The organism is Pseudomonas sp. B21-015, from assembly GCF_024749285.1.
Lineage (GTDB): Bacteria > Pseudomonadota > Gammaproteobacteria > Pseudomonadales > Pseudomonadaceae > Aquipseudomonas.
Genome location: NZ_CP087196.1, coordinates 3434052 through 3452009, shown reverse-complemented (window position 1 = coordinate 3452009; position 17958 = coordinate 3434052). Strand labels below are relative to the sequence as shown.

Below are 17958 nucleotides of genomic sequence, written 5' to 3'. Positions count from 1 at the left end.
ACGAGTGAGCAACCGCTGAGCAAAAACGCGACTATGGCGATACGTAGGAAATTACTCATTAGGAGTGCCGAACACTCTCGCTACCAGGAGCCATACGGCACGCCAAACTTCTCGACATAGGCTTTGGAAACCGCTGAAAGGGGCCGGTAGTGACCTCCAGATTTACCTTCATACGGGCCACGCGGATCAATCACGGCTTTTACCGTCGTCACTTCAATGGATGTCATACAAGGACCGCCTACCCAGACTCTGGCAATACCTCCGGGAATCAGCCTTATACCGATTGACTGACGATATCCGGTGATCCATTTGCCATCGGCAGCGCAGAAAGCTTTTTCACCCTTGCGCATGAGCTCCCGAGTCGTCTCGGGGATTTTAATCACCATCAGATAGGTTTGCGGTTCGGCCAGCGACTGCCAACGGACATAGATCTGTTTGGGCAAGTCGGCCCCTGTCACACGCTTGCCACCGCCGATGGCTATTTTTTTTGGCCAGCCTCGTGGATCGCCAGCGTTGTTAGGAGGCGCTTGCATTGACGCGACGCCACTCACCGCACGTGGATACACCTGTTCCTGAATATCGACGACATCGGCTGTTTCGATCCAAACCTCCATGTAGTCGGGGGCCGAGAACCCCAGGTCCCAGGACTTGTAGGGTATTGACTGGCTGCTGGCGACAGTACAACCGCTCAGCAAGATTGCGGCGATAGCGATACGTAGAAAGTTACTCATTAGGCATGTCGAACACTTCTGCTACCAAGAGCCATATGGCACACCAAATTTTTTGACATAGGCTTTGGATATGTCGGAGAGCGTGTCGTACTCGCCCCCTGACTGACCTTCGTAAGGGCCGCGTGGATCAATCTCGGCTTTTACACGTGTGACTTCGATTGGCGGCAGGCAGGGACCGAGTACCCAGACTTTGGCAATGCCACCAGGAGCAAGGCCCACGACTAACGCTTCACGGTAGTCTGTTATCCATTTGCCATCAAAAGCGCAAAAAACTTTTTCTTTTTTGCGCATGAGCTCCCTGGTCGACTCGGGTATGTCGATAGCCACCTGGTAAGTTTGCGGCTCGACTAGTGATTGCCAGCGGACATAGATCTTTTTCGGCAGATCCGCTCCCGTCACGTACTTACCCTTACCCCAGCCTGGTCTTTCAGGCCAGCCTTTGGGATCTCCAGAGTTGTTGGGAGGTGTTTGTATTGCAGAGTTGCCACTCATGGCACGTCGATAGACCTGTCCTTGGACATCCACCACATCAGCTGTTTCGATCCAGACCTCCATGTAATTGGGGGCCGAAAAACCCAAGCGCCATGCGTCATAGGGCAAAGAGCGACTATCAACGAGCGAGCAGCCACCGAGCAAGAGCGCAACGACGGCGATACGCAGGAAGTTACTCATCTGGAATGTCGGGCACTGCTGCTACCAAGAGCCATACGGCACGCCAAACTTTTCGATATAGGCTTTTGAAATTGCCGAAAGGGGACGGTGATGACCTCCAGATTCCCCTTCATATGGCCCACGTGGATCAACCTCGGCTTGTACTCGCGTGACTTCGATTGGCGTCAGACAAGGGCCGAGTACCCAGACTTTGGCAATGCCGCCGGGGGCAAGGCCTACAACGATCGCTTTGCGATAGCCCGTCATCCATTTTCCGGTGGCAGCACAGTAAGTTTTTTCACCCTTACGCATGATTTCCCTAGTTGACTCGGGTATATCGATAGCCATCTTGTAGGTTTGCGGCTCGACCAGTGATTGCCAGCGGACATAGATCTTTTTCGGCAGATCCGCTCCCGTCACGTATTTACCCTTACCCCAACCTGGTCTTTCAGGCCAGCCTTTGGGATCTCCAGAGTTGTTGGGAGGTGTTTGTATTGCAGAGTTGCCACTCATGGCACGTCGATAGACCTGTCCTTGGACATCCACCACATCAGCTGTTTCGATCCAGACCTCCATGTAATTGGGGGCCGAAAAACCCAAGCGCCACGCGTCATAAGGCAAGGATTCGCTGTTGGCGAGTGTGCAGCCACTGAGTAAGAACGCGACGATGAATATACGTAAATATTTACTCATTAGGATGCACCACGCGCAGAGAGTTGTCGGTAGGGCGGTTGATGAAGACCACGTCTAGATCGCTATTGTTCAAATTCTTGGCGGCATTCCAATTGTCGGACAGATGAACATAGCGTTGGAAAAGTAGCTCTTCCTCCTGCGAACTCAACCCAGTTGTAGGGCTTTTACCCAATGCGTAGGCCATAAGCTTTTTAGAGATTGGAACGAGTTCGCTAGGCAGTGCGAGTCTCGGTTCCTCCTCGTCAATCTCGCCAAATGGCACGCCATTTTCTACAGCGAGCTCACGCATGATACGTAAGTAGATCAAAGACAGATCGCTACGAACCTCGCGCTGGCTACTCACCGCCGCATACACATGTTTTTTCCGGGTTCGATCGTTCTTGTCCTGGCTGGTGAATGGGACTTCCCACGTTCTCAGCTCTAGAGGAAGGTTGTATTGGGCCATTTGGTCTAGAAGCCGTCGCAAGTCCTGTTGGGCAAGCTTGTAGCTGTTGGCTTCGGTGAGCGGGGTTGGGAGTGCAACGTCGCTTCTTCGCGGTTTGCTGACTAGTACGCGTTCCGTGGCTTTCGGTAAATAGCCACCACCCAAGTCGGAATGCACGCCAGGCAGGACAATATCGGCCGCTCCGGCACTGTTCAGGGAAAAGTTGTAACGCCGCTCATTTCGGGCGACCAGATGGACGACTTTTTTGGCGACATCAGGAGCCAGAAAGATGTTGAGCCCGGGGTTCCTAGCGTTATGACCGGAGAAATCTCCAACCAGGGGATTCGCGATGGCCGCGACCGTGTCGTAGATACCGATAAAATTGATCGAGACATCTGCTTGGACTTGCCATTTAAAAGTATCGGTTAATGCCGGAGAGCCAGCAGGTAGCGCCTTGGCGAGAATACTTTTTTCACCCTTAAGTACTTCGTTGGCAAAGTCCCGTGCGGCTGCAGCACCACGACTAAAGCCGAAAATGTCGAACTCGATCTTTTTCACCCGTTTATCCGGATTGTTGTCCTGGAAAGTTGTGATCGCTTCAACAAGCTTCGCTGGACTTTCTTCAACCCGAGTCCTGACCCCCTGCGCCCCCATGCCTGTACCTTGCGAAAAAACGGAATCTTCCCCAGTGCTGCTAGTGCCGATCCCATCCACATAAATTGACAAGCTCGCCATTTCCGCATCGACGGGCAGTGCTTCATCCACTTGGTTTATGTAAAGGTCATACAGCCTGGCCACATTGCTGACGTCATTCCCGTAGCTGTTGTCCGGGGAACTCCCCTTGCCGTCGTATCCGTAAGATGCGCAGTACTTGCGAATATCTTCCGCCATTTCCTGCAAGTTAACGTCTGGGGCAAAACAGCCATAGACACGTTCGCTGTTGCTACGGTTGTTGCCCGTCCCATCGAAGAACACCCCAACCCGCAAGGTGATGTCTTCCACCTCGACTTCTTCTTCCTCTTCTTCAAGCTCTTCTTCCACCGCAGGTGGTGTCGAATCGGCGGTGGCGTTGAGTTTTCCAACCGGTGGGGTGCTCAACAGTTGCCCCGAAATAGCGGCTGCGGCCGCTCCCGGGATAATCGGAGCGAGAATCTGGATTCCCGTACCCGCGCCAGGAGCGCCACCAGAATTCACCTTCACCTCAGCCCCACTAATCGTCACCCCACCCGCATCAACCTTCACAAAGCTCCCGCCAAGCACGGCGATGTTCAGGACATTCCACACATTACCCATGCGCTTTATCTGCTGACTCAGGATGGTTGCGATCTGTTGACGGTTGCTCAGCAGCGGATGATGGGGTGGAAGGCGCCGGTCTGACGCTGCACCTTCAGAAAAGCCTGCCTCTTGTGGGGTAGGCTTTGAAGCTAGATGTCCGATGGTAATGATTAAACTGGAATAAAATGGCGCTTCACTGTTTGGCGTTGTTCAGATCAATCAGCTTTTCACCCGCTTCAGCAGAGGTCGCTGGAAACTCGGATAGTTCAAGATAGGCCCCGTGTTTTCCATAGCTCAAATATTTGCTTGAGCTTTCATTGCCTGTGTTCTCAAAAATGACTTGAGCACCCTTTGCAGATATTTTTACCCAGCGAGGATGATTTCTTTCAGCGAAATCGACCCTTTCTATTTTTTCGTCCGCTGAGTCGAAATAAAACAAGGCACCCTGTAGAAAGTTTGAAGTGAATTCACCCGAAACCACGAGTACGCTTGCACTTTTCTGATCGGAAACACATTGCCACTGCACTTCGCTGCCCCGAGACTCATCTGAATCGGCATACATGAATTTCGTTTCTTGAGCGTAGCGGACTTTATAGACGTAAGAGTCTTCAATCGGAGAACTGCGTAACAGTGAAATAGAATTTTGGGGGCCTGCTAATTCGCAATAGTTTGCTGTCTTTAACTCCGGTTGAGCTGCAAGTGCCTGAATGCTGAGCGCTACAAATCCAATGCTGATCAGAAGGTTTTTCATTTGACTATATCCCTCAGGGGGGGCGAATTTGTTTGACTGATCGATGGGCGATTGTTCGCCCATCCGGCTGAAGTCAAGTCAATTCGTCCCGTTATTATTCTTCACTCGACCAATACCAAAGCGTATCGCCCCATTTCGAGTCACTGAAACTCGGCATGATTTCGCCCTGTTGGAAGTGGCGTCTTGAGTTGGCTTGAGCCGGGGTAAACCAGTAACCTGTTTTGCTGCATGGTTCACCAGCAATAATACGATTAACCTGGGAGCCAATATCGCCTTTATGGTTTCGAGCGTACTCGATCAATGCTTTCGGATAGACCATGTGATCGATTTTACTGTCGTCTATGCCGTATAAAAATGCGATTGCTCCGGCCTCGATAGCCCAATAACCAACATAACTTCCATTCTCTCCTTGCAGGTGAGTGTCATGCCAAGGTGCTTGTTTGAATGCTGGATACCATTGTTTGCAATATTCACTCAGAAGTTTGGAGGAGTTTTCTTTGCTGTCTGCATAGATAGCTTGAATTAAAGGTGAGTAGACATCGTGAAACCATTGATCTATATCGTGCCTATTTGGCAGCAACTTTGTAAGTAAGTCTTCATATAGGGTGTCGCCGCCAGCATAGCCTGCGTTGTCTATTAACTTTACGAAGCGTTTAAGGAGGTCGGTGCTATGTAGTAATATGCAAAAACCTATGACCTGTACACATTCTTCATATTGGTAAGGCCAGTCATCAATTGCTAGTGGAGAAATGTCAGGAAGATTCTCGTGTTCCTCGAGCTTGACCTGTCTGATTTCGTATTTGTCAATCAGGTCACCAAGGAGTGGTATTAAAGAATCTATTTCTTCCCCTGCCGTATAAGCTGCCAGAAGCCTGTCCAGTGCAAGCCTTTGTAAATGCCTGGAGCGAAGAGCTGCTTCTTCTTCGGGAGAGTCGGATTCAAAGGTGTTTGTCTTCAAAAAATCGAGTACTTCGTCATGCTCTCTTTGAAAGTTTTTGTAATGATTTTCACTAAAAAATTTTTGTCGTTTGTTTTTCATAGATATCAGCAAAGGGGGGAGGTTGTTCTGTGAAGTAGGGGCTTTCACCATGATTCAATGGGCGGTTGTCCGCCCATCTGACTAATGACTGGATGAGGCCAAATCAATCTGTCGCCCTTATCACTATTCTCCCGACCAATACCAAATAGTATCGCCCCAATGGGATTCACTGAACCCTGGCATTATATCTCCTTGATTAAAGTGACGACGAGACTCTGCTTTTGCCGGTGTAAACCAATAACCAGTTTTGCTGCAGGGTTGTCCCGCATCTACACGAGCAATCTGAGAGCGATTGCTTGGCTGATAGTTTCTCGCATATTCGACCAAGTCCTTTGGATAAACCATATGGTCAATTTTGCTGTCGTCGATCCCATACAAGAAGGCAATAGCTCCCGCCTCGAGCGCCCAGTACCCTACATAACTTCCTTCGTCACCGTCACTGTGTGTATCGTGCCAAGGTGCTTGCTCAAAGGCTGGATACCAACTGGCACAGTATTCTTTGAGGAGTTTTGATGCGTTATTCTTTTCTTCAGCATAAATAGCTTGAATTAGTAATGTGTAGACGTCGTGATACCACTGGTCGACATCTTTGCGATCAGGTAGGACTTTTATCAGCAGATCTTCATATAGTGTATCTGTGCCAGCGTAGCCCGCATTGTCTATTAGAAAGACGAATCGCTTTAAAAGGTCCGTTCTATGCAAAAGAATGCACAAGCTTATCACTTGCAGGCACTCTTCATATTCGTCAACCCAATCATCGATCGTTAGAGGTGTGATGTTGGAAATTTGTTCGTAGTGGGCTAGTTTTTCTTGTAGCTCTTCATAGCTCTCTATTAAAGTTTCCAATGGGGCTGATAAATTTTTAATTTCTTCGCCCGCAGTATAAAGCATCATAATATTTTTTAGATAGAGCGTTTGGAAATGTTTAGCCCTGACAGATTTTTCTTGTTCTTGTGAATCTGCTTGGAAGAGTTTGTCTTTCCAGAACACGAATGACTTTTTATAGTTGCTGATGAAATTTTCGTACCTTTTTTCGGTAAGAAATTGCTGTCTTCTGATCATGTATCTATGCCTCGATCTTTAGAGAGTCTAGAGTTCCGTGTTTTTTCGTTAAAGAACGCTTACGTTTGTTTACAGCGGCCTTGACAGCCTGCTCTTCATAGTGGAACGCATTGTGTTCTGCGTGAGACGCCGCGTCTGATTTTTCAAACCGTGCTTTGGCGTGCTGCTCAGCGCTGGCTAGATAAAGAGGTGTGTAAAATAAATGCCGGCTGTATGAGTACTTAACATCATCAACTAAGTTTTCAGGTACGGCCTTGCCAATATTTTTTGCGATCCACTCTACGCTCATTTGTACAATTACAGTTTTTCCGCTTACCTTGGGTTTGTCTTTTTTTCCAGTGGGGTGTGGTGTCCGCTTTCCGCTATGTTGAGGCGTTCCGCTGTTCTTGCCACTGTTTGTTGCTTCGTCTTCAATGGGCTCTAACAACGTTGATGCGTCGGGTCCATTAACACCAAGTTTCGATGTGATGTTCGGCTTGCGAGTGTTACCTTTTTTTCTCATGAATTTAGGCGCATCTTCGTTGCGACTGGCTTTTGCTTCTACAATGGCAAATTTTTTGTGATCATTGGTATCAGGGGTTGCGTGCCAGACTGCATCGATTCCGGTGCCGTTTGCCGCGTCCGTTAATTTATAAAGTACGTTCCATAATTTACTGCTGCCACCCTTGGAGATTTTCCCCAGTTTTTCGGCATCTGGTTTACCTTTTAGCCATTTCCCAATAACTCCTTGATCATGACCGTCCCAGTCCTTGCCCCAACCTAATACTTCTGCACACATGTAATCTGCAATATGTTCGCCGCTAACACCCAAGCCTTCATTAGTAAGATCATGGGTGGAACTAAGACCAAGTTTGGTTTTGTCGCTCTTATTCGTGGCGGTGCCACTTGCACCATCCTTGCCTTGAAGCCCTACACTGGAATCTTTGGCAGCAGGTTTTTTAATATGTGCTGAGCTGTTGCTACCTGATGCCCTCCCAGAGCTATTACGCTGCATCCCCTTCCATTTAACCAGCCGCTTCTCAACAATCCCCACCATGGCCGGCATGTTGTCGCGAGAGGTGGCGAGTACCGTGACGACCGCCGTTTTCGCCCAGTTTGGAAGGCTCTGGAAAGTAGACGAGCCTTTTACGCCGGTGATGATCTCATCGAGTTCGGCACGCAGCTTTCCTGCGTCGAATATCTGCTTGAGCAGTTCTTCCGGGCTGGTTTTGATCCCGCACTCTTGCAGTACGAAGCGGAGCAGGTCGAACAGTACCGGGGCGTAGCGTTGCGGGTCTTTATTGACGATGCGCAGGCTCTTCTTCAGCCCGTCACCCGGTCCTGGAATCCAGCCGATGACGGCCATCAGCAGGTCAAATTGCGCGTCTTCCTTACCTGCCGTCGACTCTGCGTTGTAGAGGACGATGGAGGATTCGATGGTGTCGTAGGCGTCGATGGCCTGACCAAGAAAGGGCACGGCACCGAGCGCGATGCCTTTTGCCAGTTCTACCGCGGCTTCCTGGTAGGCGGCGCTACGGTCTTCGCCACCTTCGTTTGCGCTCTCAACTGCTTTGTCACTCATGACAGCCTCCCTGCGGCTTTCTCCACCAATGCTTGTAAATCAACCTGGTCCGGGTCCAGGCCGAGCTTGCGTAAATCTGCGTTAACCTTTTCGTCAGAGTTCTGCACGACCGTGACGTTTTCACGGCTGTATGGCCTTGGATCCTCGCCGTAATACACCTTGGCCGGTCCTTTCGGAACATCTTCCAAGCGAGCAAAGCCGTCATCGTCCAGCACTCCCTCGCGCGTCGACCCATCAGCAAAGTCAACACGGTAGGACGCGCCCGGTACGGGCTCAAGGTTGTCGTAATGCAGGTTCAATTCCAGCCAGGTCGGATTGGCCTTGGCTTCTTTCATCAGGCGACCGGCGATGTCGGCAGCGGCGAGGCCTGGAATCAGCGGGGCGAGGATGCCGATTCCGGTGCCGGAACCCGGCCCACCCCCGGAATTCACCTTCACCTCAGCCCCACTAATCGTCACGCCACCCGCATCAATCTTCACAAAGCTCCCGCCAGCCTTGGCCGTCAGCTCCATGCCACCCTCAACCACCACCTTCTCCCCAGCGTGGTAGTGAATCTCCTGACCCGCCTCGACAAACTGCGCCGTGCCCACCTTCACATGCTGAGTCACGCCGACAGTGAGGTGATCATCCGCCCGCGCTTCAGTCTTGCGGTCCAGGTGGGTGAGGCGATGCTCTTCCACCTTGAACTCGCTGAACACGTTGGCCTCGACCGTGTCATGCCGTTCATTGCCGACGCGAATTTTCTGGTCGTGCTCGATGTTTTCGTCCCAGTCGCGTTGGGCGTGCAGGTAGATCTGTTCCGCGCCTTTTTTGTCTTCGATGCGAAACTCGTTGTAGCCCTTACCGCCCGGTGAACTCAGGGTCTTGAAGGTGCTGCGGGTTTTGTTCGCCGGCAGGTCGTAGGGGACGACGTTTTCCTTGTGGTACAGGCAGCCGGTGATCAGCGGTTGGTCGGGGTCGCCTTCGAGGAAGGTGACGAGTACTTCCATGCCGACCCGCGGGATGGCGATGCCGCCATAGGCGTTGCCGGCCCAGCCGGTGGCGACGCGCAGCCAGCAGCTGGTTTTGTCATCGGACTGGCCGTCGCGGTCCCAAAAAAACTGAACCTTGACCCGGCCGTATTCGTCGCAGTGAATTTCTTCGCCCGGCGGGCCGGTGACGATGGCGGTCTGGCTGCCCAGCACCTGCGGTTTCGGGTGTTCCAGGGCCGGGCGGTAATGCGCCTCCCACGGGGTGGCGAGGAAGCGGTTGCGGTAGCCCTGGTGGAAGTCGTCCTTGCTGTCGGTGACGTCGCTGGTGATGTTCTCGCCGAGCACTTGCGGCTGTTTGCCTTCGTGGACGATTTCCAGCAGCAGCCAGAGGTCGTTCCACTCGGCGCGCGGGTGTTCGCTCAGGGCCATGAAGTGGCCGCTGACCAGGGTCGGTTCGTCGCCTTTGCCTTCGGCGAGTTGGTAGTCGCTGCGATGGCGTTCCAGGGCGCGGGTTGCCAGTTGCTTGCCGCGCGCGCGGTCGGTGAAGCGGCCGGGGTAGTCGTAGTCTTCGAGGTCCGGGGCGAACGCGCTCTTGGCCGCGCTTTCTGGCAGCAGGCGTGGTTTTTCGAAGTCGTAGTCGCGGCGGCTGACGCGGGTGGTGCGGGTTTCCAGGCGCAGGTTGAAGCGCTTGATCACCGGCTTCTCGGCGGCCATGCCGGAGTCTTGCTGGTAGCTCACTGGCGCGAGTTTGCGGAACACCGTCTGGTCATCGCCGAACACCAGTTTGTGGCCGCTGGCACTGTGCTGGAAGTGGAAGTGAATGCCTTCCTCTTCGCACAGGCGCTGGATGAAATGCAGGTCGGATTCGTCGTACTGCACGCAGTACACGCGCTCGGGGTAGATCGCGCCGAGCTGGAAGCTGTAGGCATCAGCCAAAATGCCCCGGGCTTCGAGCACCTGGGCAATGATTTTCGGCACGCTGAGCTGCTGGAAAATCTGCTGGTCGTGGTTGTGTCGCAGGTAGGCCAGTTGTGGCACCAGGCTGATGCTGTAGCGGGTCAGACTTTTGCCGGAATCGCCTTGCTCGATGCGGTAGACCAAACCATGGATCTTGCCCTGGCCGGTGGCGCCGAAGGTCAGGCAACCGGGCTTGTGCAGCAGCTCTTCGAGTTTCAGGTCGGGGCGGGCGCTGACCAGTTCGATGTCGAAACAGAACGGCTGGTTGAGGGCTTCGCGGCCGACGAAACTGAGCACCTGCAGGTCGACGGAAACGCCTTCGAGCGTGAGGGAAATATGGGTTGCGTTTGCGTCCCGCATGCCTTGAGTTCTGTCCTTTGAAAAAGCAGGCGCGGATGGTGCAGGAATAGGCGGCCGCGTTCAAGGCGCAAATCCGGCCAGGTCTTGCAACAGCTCGCCGCAGAAAATCAAAATATTTATGAGGCAAGTCGGGAGAGCGCCTTAACTCCATCCTTCCGATTTACACGGAATAAACCTTAGAAATCTTCATCCCGTTCCTACAAGCGAGGGCGCCTTGTCGTCTTTCGCCAACCGGCATCCAGCGTTTACTGTTAGGCATCGCTGCAAAATCAGCGAACAGGTTTGGTCACCTGAGAACAGTGCACATATGTGTGCCATGATTCGCCTTACGGACATCTATGTCCTTATGGCGCATCGTTGTGGCGGCTGTGTGCAGGACGCCTTCGGGCGAGCTGAGTTACTGTTCTCGGTTGACCAAGCCTGTGCACAGTCCGCCTCCCATCGTTTGGTCACGGTGCTGGCGGTTACTTCAAAACAGATGAGTAGCTTACTATGCCAACGATAAACCCTTTCCCCGAACGCTACCGTTCAATCAAAAGCAATGTTACCGACTCAAATCCCTTGGTGATCGACACAGAAGCCAATCCCCCAGATATTCTCGAAGCCGCGTTGCAGCGCATCCGTGCCTCCAGCCAGTTACTTGAAACACTCCACTGCCTATGCTTCAAGCACGGCGATGTTCGGGACATTCCGCACATTACTCATGCGCTTTATCTGCTGACCCAGGATGGTTGCGATCTGCCGCAGGTTGCGCAGCAGCGGATGATGGGCTGGAAAGCGCCGGTCTGACGTCACAGCATTACAAACAAGCCAGTCTCCTGTGGACGCTGGCTTGTTTGCGGGGCGCTGGAGAATTTCTTTTCTGAAAATAAGCCTTTCTCAACTCACTGCTATTCGTTAAAAAATCATCGTGATCTTGGCATTCTTTTTTTTTCGCTATCCAGCGATCCATTTTGACTTTATGTTTGGGCGCCTGGATGGCGGAGCCGTAAACGTCTTGAGGTGTCAGATCAAGAAACTTCTTTATATGGTGTGATTTGGATAAATAGAACAGGTGTGTCATTTGTTATCGAACGTGATTCAAACCGACAGTCCACGCTCACGCTCAAGATCTATGAGGCGCGTCGTAGGTCCATCAGATTTTAATCTCTCGGTAACAATTTCGGGCCAGAGATTTCGCGTTTTACGCTTTGCATAGTCGTATGTAAAATCTTGTATCGCATTGGTTGGGTAAAAAATAAGATGCCCAATAAACATGAAGGCGTCTGATGCGCTAAGGAAATTGCTGCCTTCAGACTGAAGTTTTTTGTCCGTGATTGTTTTTTTCCAATAAGCCAGGAAGTCTGATTTCCTGATGTTGCTCGACAGTTGACTTCTAACGAATTCGTCCGAATCGGTATGTTTTCCGTTTTTATCGAACCACGGGCCGTTGTTCATGTAACTGCGGATATACTCCCAAAAGCTTTTTTGCATGTTTAGCGTTTTCCCCATGGGAGAACCTAAACTTACCATGGCTAAATATTCCGGTTCTCCCAACCGTTTTACTAAGATTTCTAGGGATGCATTGTTTATGCTTCCGGTGTAAATTCCGGTCATTTGAAATTCGCAAGCAATTGCCTGGATATCATCCCAAGGGGTATGAAAAAGCTCGCCAGCCTTGTCAAAATAGACTTCTCGAGTTCGGCGGTTAAAAAGTATGGGCAAGGGTAACGGCTTTCTTGTTTCCAAAAAAAACGGAACAAAAAACATCGCAGCCCCTAAAAAAAAGCATAGCCCAACTAAATCCCAGCGCCCTTTTAACATCATCATCAAGGCAAGAACCAGACTGGCCAATGAGCCAACACCTGCTGCCATTCCGGTTATACCTCCCCGATCAGCATCTCCTGCCATTTGTAGAGTTAAGTAATTGGTAGTGTGTTCATCTGTAATAAATAATTCAAGCGGCGGTTGCCCTGTGCTTTCGTTGGGTTGCAGAGTGATGTTAGATGTTTTTCCATATTTTGACACTGCCTGTGCTATGAGGTCTTTCAGAGCCATGCTAGTTCCTTGATTTCGATAGGGGGTAAACTCAAGCCATCCAAAGGTGAGTAGGTGAGATTACCTTTTATACTGTTCAATGCGCGCCCTTCAAGATCTATATGGTATACGCGCCTATAGGTGCCGGTTCCTGCTTCTGTAGTTACCCGGGTTCCAGCATGAAGGTCAAAACTGTTTCCACTCCAAGACACTTTTTCGTGTTTGCCACCCAAGCCAAAAATCCCACCCCATACTTCTTCGCCATCAAATTTAATCATGCCGTCAGTAAGTGTTTCCTTTCCTGGTAGCCGAAGCAATACATATGTGCTCTCTACCATTCCTTTGTAAGGGTTTAACTCGCTCAGTCGATAGGCATCTAAGCTGATTGGGAATATTATTTTGTAGAACTCGGTCATTGATTTTGTGTAATCGCTGGACCAGTCGGCGGGGCTTATTCCAAACTTTGTACCTTTGATCCATTTTTCTAGAGGCGTATCCTGTGTGTACAATCTCGCGACGATCCCTCCTACGATCAAAATGGTTATTCCTAATGCTTTAAAAGCGATATGAGGAACTTGTGTTACACCCCTTCCGATTGCCGCGGCGTCTCCGGCGATTACAGCTGCCCTTGCTGCACGTAGTGCCCGAAATGTTTTTACGTAAAGGGCAATATTTGCTGTTGATGCGGCACTTAGCCCTACGTTAATGCTTGCAGTGTCATAGTCGCCTGACTGATATGCTTCGAACGCATCCAATCCATATGCGACAATGTCTACTGCGGCAGAAAGAGTTTGAAATCCTGCGGCCTTCCAACTTAGCCCTAATGCATCTGCTAAGGCGATGCGTGCAACAGAAGACTCTTTTCCAGAAGCTGATACCGCAGCTTCCCAGTTTGTCTCCGCTACTTTCTGCCAGATTGCTGCAGAAGCAGCTGCCATGCCGAAAGTGCCGCCTAATGAGTTAATAACTGTTTTTGCAGATGGGGTGTTCCAGGCGTCGTTAGTGGCTGATCTAAGGTTAAGAGCTGCAACAATTGCGACGACGCATTTGATCGGGGCGTTGTCCAGAGCGCTTTTACTAAGATTTAACAAGTTATTTAAGCTGCTTTCGTTTTTAACTAGATCTGCGATAGAGCTGAGTTTGGTGTTGGTTGCTCCCGCTGTATTCAGTGGCGCTAAAGCGTAGAATGGCAAAGCGTCCGCCACTGCTGCAGGAGCGGTTATAGTGGGTGTTTTAGTTTGAGGGGAAGTGTTTGTGCCCATTAAGTCACTTAGCCATTCCCCGATTTGTTTCGAATTTGTTTGTCCAACAGTTAATCTTTGCTGGCTGCGACCCATTGCGGCGCTGAAGTATATTTTAGCAATATTGTCGGGCTCCGATGCCAAACGTTGCAGATGAGCACCTACAACCGGTGACAGTGCCAGCATTAGAGCTTCTTGAACTTTTGCAGGGCTATGCGTTGCCAGTTTTTCAGCGCCTTTATTTATCGCGGAGGCTAGTGCTAGCGCTCTGCCTACCTTGGCTGATGCTTTAGCCAGACCCGAAGCGTTATCATTGACTCCATCGGAGAGATCAATAATTGATTTAATATCTGCAATGGCTAAGCGCTTACTTAGACCGAGCACAACCCAAAGTAACCATGGTTGCCCAGCTTCCTGTTTGTCAGGATCAAGAGCGCCCCCTAAGGCTTTTGCGCTAAGACTGCAACTCGACGGGCCTAGGCATGCAGCCGCAAAGTTCACCTCAAGAGCCATGCGGGGATCTGGTAAAGTGATGTCGAACTGCCCCGCGGCGGTATCCAGAGTCGAAGGGCCTTTGCTCTGGAAAGTTTTCAGCCAGTCGTTCCATATTGATGTCAGGCGACGGCGATCTTCGTTATATCGTGTCTCCTCGGAATCCAATTCCTCCCACGCAGCTTTTACTTCCTTGTAACGAGTTATTGAGGGGAGCTGCTCTTTAATTTTTGCATCGTTATCTGCCAAGGATTTTAGAGCGCCCGCCATCGCCCAATCCTCGGAGCGCTTTTTGCGAAGCTGATCAAAAACACTTTGCTGTGATCGAATCATGGCCGCCAAGTCCAGCCAAACTCCCCAAGGATCGTCTGCCATAACATATGCCTGTTGTTCGCAGCGCTTCATGTCATCTAGCATCGAAGACCAGTTTGGTTTGTTCTTGGTCGAGGGGACACAGCTCCATTTAAAGCCTATCGGCTCCATATAGTCGCCGATACTTTCGTGAATGCTTGCAGCCTTACCGCTAGCGGGGGCAGCGCCAGGAGTGAAACTGCGCATTACACGTGTACGGACTTTTGCTTGAGCTTTAGCGGTTGAAAACTGTTTATCACTCCATTTCGAGGGCGACCACGAAAGCATCGCAGGAGTGCCGGCTGGTAGCATCAGATAAGGTTTTGATGACGTATCAATGACCTTTCCGCCGCGACCCGTTTCCTGCAATAACACTTTGTCAACTTTGAACTCAATCAACTTTTCCGGTGACGATTGCCAGACATACAACCAACCATCGCGGAGCAACCGAGCGGTATAGTTAAGTGCCTTGTCGCGGGTCGCGCTATTGTCCTCGCCCAATTCTGGGAACTTACCGCTGACAGCGGGCAAAGCAAATGCGCTGACGTCGATGCCGCGTGAAGGCCCTATTGCATAGCGCAACGGGACTACTGCGGTAATTAATGGGCACGCCGCTGGTTTGAAGTCCGGTTTTGCAGCCGTTGCTTGAGTCATTACACCGCCTCCTGCGGGGTTTCCGTTTCGGTTGCCAGCGCTTTGAGCAGTGGCCAGTCGAGGACAATCTGAGCGTCGATTCCTGTGTCGGCAGGTGCACTGTCAATGTGGGGAAAGTCATTAGTCCAGGCTCGTTGCACCATAGACTCATGGTGTAACCAAACGCTTTCTATTCCGAACCAAAAACCTGGTGGCCAGCTAGCACCTGATAGCCATGCATGACGCAATGGAAGTGCATCGCCCAGTCTCAACCAGTATTCCTGTCGTTCCGGAGAGTAGATTCTTATTCGACGCTGCAAAATTCTGACTATTTCAGCCATCGGACTTTGGGTTTGTAGCCAAACGCCGTTGATGAGATTTTCCTCTCCTTGCAACCAGGCGTGCTGAGCAGCGCTTCCGGTAGGGGCGTCTAGAATGATCGGGCCTGCTTCAGCGATAGGTGCATAAGCAGTCTTTTGTAGTAAGGGCATAAAGCGGTGGCCCGGATAATTTCTCACTAACCATGTCACCGCGTCATCAAAGCGAGCACCATCGATCAGTAGATAGCCATGAGGATTTTGGAGTGCAGTCATTACTGAACTCCCTTGGTAGCTTTAGCGGCCTCACAAACTTCACATACACCGGAACGGGTACGACGAAAAAGGATGTTCTGTTTTATCAATGCCTCAAGAGGTAACCCTGGTTTATCTGCATCGGCTATTTTCATCAGCCCCGGCAACAACGGCGCAGCAGGCGTACCCGCACCCGGCCCGCCACCCGAATTCACCTTCACCTCAGCCCCACTAATCGTCACGCCACCCGCATCAATCTTCACAAAGCTCCCGCCAGCCTTGGCCGTCAGCTCCATGCCACCCTCAACCACCACCTTCTCCCCAGCGTGGTAGTGAATCTCCTGACCCGCCTCGACAAACTGCGCCGTGCCCACCTTCACATGCTGAGTCACGCCGACAGTGAGGTGATCATCCGCCCGCGCTTCAGTCTTGCGGTCCAGGTGGGTGAGGCGATGCTCTTCCACCTTGAACTCGCTGAACACGTTGGCCTCGACCGTGTCATGCCGTTCATTGCCGACACGAATTTTCTGGTCGTGTTCGATGTTTTCATCCCAATCCCGCTGGGCGTGCAGGTAGATCTGTTCCGCGCCTTTTTTGTCTTCGATGCGAAACTCGTTGTAGCCCTTGCCGCCCGGTGAACTCAGGGTCTTGAAGGTGCTGCGGGTTTTGTTGGCCGGCAGGTCGTAGGGGACGACGTTTTCCTTGTGGTACAGGCAGCCGGTGATCAGCGGTTGGTCGGGGTCGCCTTCGAGGAAGGTGACGAGCACTTCCATGCCGACTCGCGGGATGGCGATGCCGCCGTAGGCGTTGCCGGCCCAGCCGGTGGCGACGCGCAGCCAGCAGCTGGTTTTGTCATCGGACTGGCCGTCGCGATCCCAAAAAAACTGAACCTTGACCCGGCCGTATTCGTCGCAGTGAATTTCTTCGCCCGCGGGGCCGGTGACGATGGCGGTCTGGCTGCCCAGCACCTGCGGTTTCGGGTGTTCCAGGGCCGGGCGGTAATGCGCGTCCCACGGGGTGGCGAGGAAGCGGTTGCGGTAGCCCTGGTGGAAGTCGTCCTTGCTGTCGGTGACGTCGCTGGTGATGTTCTCGCCGAGCACTTGCGGCTGTTTGCCTTCGTGGACGATTTCCAGCAGCAGCCAGAGGTCGTTCCACTCGGCGCGCGGGTGTTCGCTCAGGGCCATGAAGTGGCCGCTGACCAGGGTCGGTTCGTCGCCTTTGCCTTCGGCGAGTTGGTAGTCGCTGCGATGGCGTTCCAGGGCGCGGGTTGCCAGTTGCTTGCCACGTGCGCGGTCGGTGAAGCGGCCGGGGTAGTCGTAGTCTTCGAGGTCCGGGGCGAACGCGCTCTTGGCCGCGCTTTCTGGCAGCAGGCGTGGTTTTTCGAAGTCGTAGTCGCGGCGGCTGACGCGGGTGGTGCGGGTTTCCAGGCGCAGGTTGAAGCGCTTGATCACCGGTTTTTCGGCGGCCATGCCGGAGTCTTGCTGGTAGCTCACTGGCGCCAGTTTACGGAACACCGTCTGGTCATCGCCGAACACCAGTTTGTGGCCGCTGGCCGAGTGCTGGAAGTGGAAGTGAATGCCTTCCTCTTCGCACAGGCGCTGGATGAAGTGCAGGTCGGATTCGTCGTACTGCACGCAGTACACGCGCTCGGGGTAGATGGCGCCGAGCTGGAAGCTGTAGGCATCAGCCAAAATGCCCCGGGCTTCGAGCACCTGGGCAATGATTTTCGGCACGCTTAACTGCTGGAAAATCTGCTGGTCGTGGTTGTGTCGCAGGTAGGCCAGTTGCGGCACCAGGCTGATGCTGTAGCGGGTCAGACTTTTGCCGGAATCGCCTTGCTCGATGCGATAGACCAAGCCATGGATTTTGCCCTGGCCGGTGGCGCCGAAGGTCAGGCAACCGGGCTTGTGCAGCAGCTCTTCGAGCTTCAGGTCGGGACGGGCGCTGACCAGTTCGATGTCGAAACAGAACGGCTGGTTGAGGGCTTCGCGGCCGACGAAACTGAGCACCTGCAGGTCGACGGAAACGCCTTCGAGCGTGAGGGAGATATGGGTTGCGTTCGCGTCCAGCATGCCTTGAGTTCCGTCCTTTGAAAAAGCAGGCGCGGATGGTGCAGCATTAAGGGGTCACGTTCAAGGCTGAAATGCCGTAGGTCCGGGGGCTGACGGGTATCAGGCT

The 17958-nt window shown here is 52.2% G+C and carries 14 protein-coding genes; 1 reads left to right on the top strand and 13 read right to left on the bottom strand.

Going from position 1 to position 17958, the window contains the following annotated elements:
* Positions 1-80: 80 nt before the first annotated feature.
* The 9 genes from LOY38_RS15275 to LOY38_RS15235 all read right to left on the bottom strand — a co-directional run bounded on the left by LOY38_RS15275 (position 81) and on the right by LOY38_RS15235 (position 10475).
* On the bottom strand, positions 81-731 hold the full coding sequence (locus LOY38_RS15275; protein WP_258695936.1) for a DUF2931 family protein: 651 nt from the start codon (positions 729-731) through the stop codon (positions 81-83).
* Positions 732-752: 21 nt separating this feature from the next.
* A complete protein-coding gene (locus LOY38_RS15270) occupies positions 753-1403 on the bottom strand; it encodes a DUF2931 family protein (protein ID WP_258695935.1) in 651 nt (216 codons plus the stop codon).
* A 21-nt stretch (positions 1404-1424) separates the two neighbouring features.
* Positions 1425-2075 carry a DUF2931 family protein gene (locus LOY38_RS15265; RefSeq protein WP_258695934.1) on the bottom strand — a complete coding sequence of 217 codons (651 nt, stop codon included), beginning with the start codon at positions 2073-2075 and terminating at the stop codon, positions 1425-1427.
* A complete protein-coding gene (locus LOY38_RS15260) occupies positions 2068-3153 on the bottom strand; it encodes a T6SS phospholipase effector Tle1-like catalytic domain-containing protein (RefSeq protein ID WP_408980632.1) in 1086 nt (361 codons plus the stop codon). The genes LOY38_RS15265 and LOY38_RS15260 overlap by 8 nt, the downstream gene beginning before the upstream one ends.
* Positions 3154-3967: 814 nt before the next feature.
* The gene (locus LOY38_RS15255; RefSeq protein ID WP_258695933.1) at positions 3968-4525 is read right to left on the bottom strand and encodes a hypothetical protein; all 558 of its coding nucleotides are present in this window, start codon (positions 4523-4525) and stop codon (positions 3968-3970) included.
* 94 nt (positions 4526-4619) lie between these two features.
* Positions 4620-5564, bottom strand: coding sequence for a PoNi-like cognate immunity protein (locus LOY38_RS15250; RefSeq protein WP_258695932.1), 945 nt, complete (start codon positions 5562-5564; stop codon positions 4620-4622).
* Positions 5565-5687: 123 nt separating this feature from the next.
* A complete protein-coding gene (locus tag LOY38_RS15245) occupies positions 5688-6626 on the bottom strand; it encodes a PoNi-like cognate immunity protein (protein WP_258695931.1) in 939 nt (312 codons plus the stop codon).
* A 4-nt stretch (positions 6627-6630) separates the two neighbouring features.
* A complete protein-coding gene (locus LOY38_RS15240) occupies positions 6631-8187 on the bottom strand; it encodes a hypothetical protein (protein WP_258695930.1) in 1557 nt (518 codons plus the stop codon).
* Positions 8184-10475 carry a type VI secretion system tip protein VgrG gene (locus LOY38_RS15235; protein WP_258695929.1) on the bottom strand — a complete coding sequence of 764 codons (2292 nt, stop codon included), beginning with the start codon at positions 10473-10475 and terminating at the stop codon, positions 8184-8186. The genes LOY38_RS15240 and LOY38_RS15235 overlap by 4 nt, the downstream gene beginning before the upstream one ends.
* A 492-nt stretch (positions 10476-10967) precedes the next feature.
* On the opposite strand from LOY38_RS15235, the gene LOY38_RS15230 reads away from it, so the two are divergent.
* On the top strand, positions 10968-11264 hold the full coding sequence (locus LOY38_RS15230) for a hypothetical protein (RefSeq protein WP_258695928.1): 297 nt from the start codon (positions 10968-10970) through the stop codon (positions 11262-11264).
* Between the two features lie 291 nt (positions 11265-11555).
* Here the strand turns inward: LOY38_RS15230 and LOY38_RS15225 are convergent, their stop codons facing one another.
* From LOY38_RS15225 to LOY38_RS15210, 4 genes are read right to left on the bottom strand one after another with little or no spacing between them, the layout of a single operon-like run.
* Positions 11556-12512: a DUF6708 domain-containing protein gene (locus LOY38_RS15225; RefSeq protein ID WP_258695927.1), complete on the bottom strand. Its 957-nt coding sequence runs from the start codon at positions 12510-12512 to the stop codon at positions 11556-11558.
* A complete protein-coding gene (locus LOY38_RS15220) occupies positions 12503-15229 on the bottom strand; it encodes a toxin VasX (RefSeq protein ID WP_258695926.1) in 2727 nt (908 codons plus the stop codon). Before LOY38_RS15220 ends, LOY38_RS15225 begins: the two co-directional genes overlap by 10 nt.
* Entirely contained in the window at positions 15229-15801 is a 573-nt protein-coding gene (locus LOY38_RS15215) for a DUF4123 domain-containing protein (RefSeq protein WP_258695925.1), read from the bottom strand. The genes LOY38_RS15220 and LOY38_RS15215 overlap by 1 nt, the downstream gene beginning before the upstream one ends.
* A complete protein-coding gene (locus LOY38_RS15210; protein ID WP_258695924.1) occupies positions 15801-17852 on the bottom strand; it encodes a type VI secretion system tip protein VgrG in 2052 nt (683 codons plus the stop codon). The genes LOY38_RS15215 and LOY38_RS15210 overlap by 1 nt, the downstream gene beginning before the upstream one ends.
* Between the last annotated feature and the right edge of the window lie 106 nt (positions 17853-17958).